General features: G+C 49.9%; 3 protein-coding genes. 1 reads left to right on the plus strand and 2 read right to left on the minus strand.

Going from position 1 to position 6103, the window contains the following annotated elements:
• Positions 1–131: 131 nt before the first annotated feature.
• Entirely contained in the window at positions 132–1409 is a 1278-nt protein-coding gene (locus AB4Z29_RS32105) for an IS110 family transposase (RefSeq protein WP_441946936.1), read from the plus strand.
• 378 nt (positions 1410–1787) lie between these two features.
• On the opposite strand, the gene AB4Z29_RS32110 is transcribed toward AB4Z29_RS32105, so the two are convergent.
• Together AB4Z29_RS32110 and AB4Z29_RS32115 are read right to left on the minus strand one after the other, a co-directional pair.
• A complete protein-coding gene (locus AB4Z29_RS32110) occupies positions 1788–2633 on the minus strand; it encodes a putative RNA methyltransferase (RefSeq protein WP_441946937.1) in 846 nt (281 codons plus the stop codon).
• Positions 2634–3076: 443 nt separating this feature from the next.
• Positions 3077–6103: S-layer homology domain-containing protein (locus tag AB4Z29_RS32115; protein ID WP_441946938.1), on the minus strand; the 3027-nt coding region annotated here is incomplete at its 5' end.

A 6103-nucleotide genomic window follows, 5' to 3' on the forward strand; every position in this document is an offset into this window, starting at 1 on the left:
TAATCTGCCTAATCTGCCAGTTAACATTCCTGTAGGTCTTAGTAGATTCAATTTGCAGAAAAACAAACGCCCCGCTAGGATGAGTATGTACTGGGTTGCAGCCCTCAGAACTCACCTTAGGAGGCGTTATTATGAAGTCTAGACTAACGAAAGCTCAAAATCAACGTGTAGAACGTGTTTCCACGTCTACGCTTGTCATTGGCATCGACATTGCCAAGGAGAAACATGCTGCTCAGGCGGTTAACTTTCGAGGTATTGTCCTCACCAATCGCCCCATTATGTTTTCGAACGACCATRCGGGCTTTGAGCATTTAATGGCCAGTATTCATACATTACAGAACAGACACAACTTCAATGACGTCATTGTGGGAATGGAGAGTACTGGTCACTACTGGTTCAATCTCGCTCATTGGTTGATGAATCAAGGGATTTCCGTTGTTCTTGTTAATCCCATGACGACCAAACGCAATAAGGAAAACAGAGATAACTCTCCATCAAAGAATGACCCAAAGGACGCTTTGGTCATTGCCGATGCAGTGAGCCGCGGGTTTTATACGCTCTTCTCTCCAAAGGAAGARGCCTTCCGCCGCTTACGGGTTATTGTCACAAACAGAGAGCATTGGGTGGTTAAATCCGGACGAATTAAGAACAGAATCCATCGCTGGTTGGATATCCGTTTTCCAGAATACTGCAAAGCATTCGAAGATATTTTTAGTCCTCGTTCATTAGCTACTTTGCATCGTTTCCCAGCGCCATCTGACGTAATGCAGTTAACTCCGGAGCAGATGGTGCAGACCTGGGGAGTGTACATGGCTAGACCGGSCGGTGTGCGAGGCAGGAATAAGGCTATCCAGCTCCAAACACTCGCTAGACATAGCATCGGAGACGCTACTGCCCTTGAAGAAGACAAATGGGAACTTAAGCACCTCATTGAAGAATATGAACGAATCTGCCACATCATTGCTGAAGCGGACGAGATCATTAAACAGCTATTGCCCGAGATCCCCTGTTCTGATCTCGTTCGATCCGTCGGTGTTTCCGTTCCCGCTATGGCTGCCATATTTGCATTTGGTGGGGACTTACGTAAGCTGTCTCACGGAAATCAGTTATTGCGAAAGGCTGGATTAAACTTAGCGGAACGTAGTTCTGGTAAGTATAAGGGGCACGTTAAGCTAACCAAACGAGGTAACTCATTACTACGGAAGCATATGTACTTCTCAGTGTTTCACCTCTTATCTCACAATCGTGCATTCCAAGYCGTGCATGCACACAATGTTGAAGTGAAACGAATGACGAAAATGCAATCCATGATGAAGTTAATTGGAAAATTGGCTCGAATGCTTGTAGCCATGGCGCGAGAAGGACAACCTTTCTCCGAGGATAAGGCTCAACCGCTACTAGCAGCTTAACGACTACATGCGAAACCCAGAAACGTAGATTAGCTGTTCTCAGGATTTCACAAAGAAAGCACGGAGTACCGAGATTTTTACGCTTTAGGGCTTAGACCCGTTCMGTTAACGTTGATCGGACTCCACACCTTGGATAGATAGGACGAAGGAATGTAAGGGCTTAGACCCGTTGAGATTTGGGAGAGTGAATCCCAAGGACCTTGTGGAGAGAGACGTGCAGCAAATCTTTTTAAGGAAGATGTTGTAAATAGACCAACACCTTCTATTCCCGCCTGCCCTCAAACGGAACTGCCTAGCCCATGTGACGTAATCATTTAAACGCCTATTTAAATCTATATGTGAAATCCTGCGAATTCGCGAGTATTCGTGAGAAAAACCTTATTCTCCGAGGGAGATCTCTTGAACTTTCAGCAAACGTGCCGTTGTTGTCCCCCAGGATAAAGGCGTCATTCGCAGTATAGGTTCGATTAACGTGTCATCCAAGAATACCTGATATCGAATATTTTCAACGTCTGTTATATCAAAATGTTCATGAAAATGATCCAGAGTATTTTTGTTCGAGTAAACCTGTTTTTGAGATCCTTTGTAAAATATATCTCTTAATTCTTTAAGATAATCCTGCCCTGGAATGACCTTTATAACCATACCATCTTCCGCAATCAGTCTTTGAAATTCTGAATAATTAGCCGGAGATAGAATGTTAAGAATGACGTTGAATTGATGATCAGCAAATGGGCAGTTCGCAATGTCTGCAACACACCAAATAGCATTGGAATACTCGGCTGAAGCAGAACTGACCCCCTCCTTAGAAATATCCATTCCGACAGCCAAAAGAGAATTCCGTGTATTTCGTAATATTCTTTCCTGAATCTTCGTTAAATGGTAGCCTTCACCACACCCTGCGTCTAGTATGCTTGTTTGTTCATTGGCCCGGAGTTGTTTGATTACTATATCGCTTATCGCAGCATTTAAAGGATCAAAAAAACCGCTTTGGCAAGTCACTCTTCTATATTCGAACATTCGTTTATCATATTTAGTTTTAATGGCTCGTGACAATAAGTTTGTATATCCCTGCCTCGCTACATCAAAACAATGCCGATTGCTACAAATCAAACTTTGTAAATTGTTCATTTGCATCTGACCGAAACATATCGGGCATCTAAAAACCTCTTGATATCGTGCAATAATAGCTGCACTTATTATCTTTTTACTTTGTTTGGACATAAAAAAGCACCCCATTCATTCGTAATCGGTGAATGAAAACAGGCACAGCCAAATAAACCCAAAACCATTTTTAAAAAATGAATGGGTTAAGTGATCTGTACCTTACATTACCTTAAACGAATGAATTTAATGATCATAGAGTAACTCTCCTACATTGTAGTAGTATTTAAAACGCTCTTATTATAACATATTCTGCTCTCACTTTAGCGCTGGTTCTCTCTTGCATGATCAACTATATCCAATGCGCTAATCTGCCATTAGCTTAATAAAATGAGCAGGCCAACGCAGCGCCTGCTCATTTCATGTGTTATTCTGACTACTTCCTTCTTCAGGCCGAAAGGTCATTATGGATGCCCTTTTTCAAGTATACCCGTCACACCGTCCCGTGTTAATCACTCAATTCTTGACACTTATTGGCTGGTATAGTGATCGTGCAACAGAGTTTAATCGATATTATGCAGGTATTGCAGGAGCCTCTTCAGCATAACCGCCGCCTGCGCCCGCGTCGCATATTCCGTCGGCGCGAAACGTCCGTCTTCCATCCCCTTCATGATGCCGGTTTCCGCTACACGGGCTGCCGCCGATTGCGCCCAGGAAGAGATGGATTCGCGATCCGTGAACGCAGCCAACGGACTGTCCTCTCGCCCATCGCCATCGGTTACATGGCCAGTGAAGGTTAAGGCTCTGCCGATAATCACGGCCATTTGCTCGCGCGTGATCGGGTCGTTAGGCGCAAAACGGTCCGCACTGATGCCGGTCACCAGTCTGTTCGCCACCGCCGCATTGACCGCTGGTGCATACCATGCGGGTGCAAGGACATCTGCGTAACGGGAACTATCCTCTTCTTCCTTCACGGACAGCCCCAGCCCTCGAACGAGCAAAGCCAAGAATTCAGCCCGAGTAATGATACCATCGGGCGCGAAACGGTCGGCCGTCACGCCGTTCACCAACAGCTTGGACACTAAATGCTCTACATCCGCCTTCGCCCAGTGTCCAGTTAAGTCGGCGAAAGATCGGGTCTTCACGTCTACGACCGTGTAGAGGCTGTTATGCGGCACATTCATAATCGCTTCCGTTGTGCCGTCCGGTCTAGTGTCCAGCCGCGCGGGAACAAAAACGACTGTTCCGGTCGCCGGATCATACTGAACGGCAACCAGGTTGCGGTTCGCCGCCTCCCCGTCCAGTTTGATCGTCCGAACCATATACGTCCCCCTGAAATCTTGCACCTCCGATGTTTGCCCGTTTGCTTCCGCCGTCACCTTGTAATCGATGACGTCACCGAATACGGAAAATCCTTGAGAGACGCCGATCMGTTCGATCTCATGTCGAATATCCTCGCCGGCCTGCTCCTGAATGATGCTCACGGTCAAATCCGATGCTTCCGCATCAAGACGCTCCGCCAAACCGGCCAGGTCGAGCGCACTTATTCGCAATTGGTAGCTGGATCCGTTCAGCTTCGCCTCAATGATCGCATTCGGATAAGCTTTGGCCATCTCCGCGATCCAAGGAGCCGGAATCCGTGTTTGCACGGCATGCTCCTGATCGTTTATCTCAATCGTGACAAGCGGTTTCTTCGCCTCCCTCAGAAGCTCCAGTACTCGCTCCCGCATCCGTTCGGAGAGGATGACCTGTTCGATCACCGTGCCGTCGGGACGTGTGATTTGTTCGATGTCGGATGAATCAACAAGTGCGGTAATACCGCCATCCGAATTCATCATCACGGTGGAATTCGATGCCGGTCGATTACCGCCAACCCACGAAGACGGTGTTGAGATACCGGTGACGGCAACCACCTTAACCGCTTCATTGCCTGCCTTGTCTCGGGCATAAACGGTATAATCGCCGTTCGCAGAGACCGTGAATCGATGCTCAGACAATATATCAGTTCCGCTTGTTCCGTCGATGAAATCAACCGCGTTGAGATTGCCCTTCAGCCATCGGAGCGCCGTCAATGCATTACCAGCCGATTCACCGTACACGCTTGCCGTCGCTCTGATCACTTGCCGCGTCGGCGATCCGTCAGGCTCAGCCGTCAGCGTAACATCGGGCGGTATCGCCACCATGTTGATTCCGCTCGTATCCGGCGTCCCGTACGCCAGCGAAGCGGCTCCGCCGGAGGCACGTACGATGCTGGCACCGTCCGGAAGCTCCAGTGCGGCGGCAACTTCGATGCCATCCGCATCCGCAATTCCGGCTGAAACTTCGTATTCGAAGGTCAGCTCCGTCAACGCCTCGTTACGTGTTCCCGTATATGCGGCGTACACCGTCCGAGTATCAGAGCCTGTTCCAACCGTGAGCAGAATGACCGGCGTCCCGACAACGATTACTTCGTAACCATAGCGTACCTTAAAGAGAAGGATATTGTTCGGGCCGTACAACTCATTCGCCGGTGCCGTCAGAACTAACCCCACCCAAGCGGCTTCGAACGTATCCATTGCCGCTTCCAAATCGGTGACGGCGTCATCCAACTGACCCTGAGTTTGATTCAGCGCATCGTCGGCGATCGCCTGCGCGGCGTTGATCGCTGCCTGCAAAGCGCTGCGATCGCTCGCCGACGCTTGTCCGACGTTAGCGCCTTCGAGATGGTTCGCAAGCATCTGGGTTGCATCCGCCAACAAGTTTTCCAGATACGTCGCGTCCCCGGCTGAGATAATCGCGGCTTCGAACGTTTCCATTGCAGCTTCCAAATCGGCGGCGGCATCATCCAACTGACCCTGAGTTTGATTCAGCGTATCGTCGGCTATCTCTCGCGCGGCGTTGATCACTGCCTGCAAAGCGCTGCGATCGTTCGCCGACGCTTGTCCTACACCTGTGCCTTCGGGATGGTCCGCCAGCATCTCGGTTGCATTCACCAACAAGTCTTCCAGATCTGTCGCGTCTCCTGCCGGAATAATCGCGGCTTCGAACGACGTCATTGCCGCTTCCAAATCGGCGGCGGCATCATCCAACTGACCCTGAGTTTGATTCCCCGCATCGTCGGCTATCGCTCGCGCGGCGTTGATCACTGCCTGCAAAGCGCTGCGATCGTTCGCCGACGCTTGTCCGACGTTTGCGCCTTCGGGATGGTCCGCCAGCGTCTGGGTCGCATCCGCCAACAAGTCTTCCAGATACGTCGTATCCCCTGCCGAGATAATCGCGGCTTCGAACGACGTCGTTGCCGCTTCCAAATCGGCGGCGGAATCATCCAACTGACCCTGAGTTTGGTTCAGTGCATCGTCGGTGATCGCCTGCGCGGCGTTGATCGCTGCCTGCAAAGCGCTGCGATCGTTCGCAGACGCTTGTCCGACGTTAGCGCCTTCGGGATGGTTCGCAAGCATCTGGGTTGCATCAACCAACAAGTTTTCCAAATCCGTCGCATCTCCTGCCGGAATAATCGCGGCTTCGAACGTAGCCATTACCGCTTCCAAATCGGCGACGGCATCATCCAACTGACCCTGAGTTTGGTTCTCCGCATCGTCGGCAATCGCTCG

Origin of the sequence: Paenibacillus sp. 2TAB23, assembly GCF_052115165.1 — a bacterium.
Lineage (GTDB): Bacteria > Bacillota > Bacilli > Paenibacillales > Paenibacillaceae > Pristimantibacillus.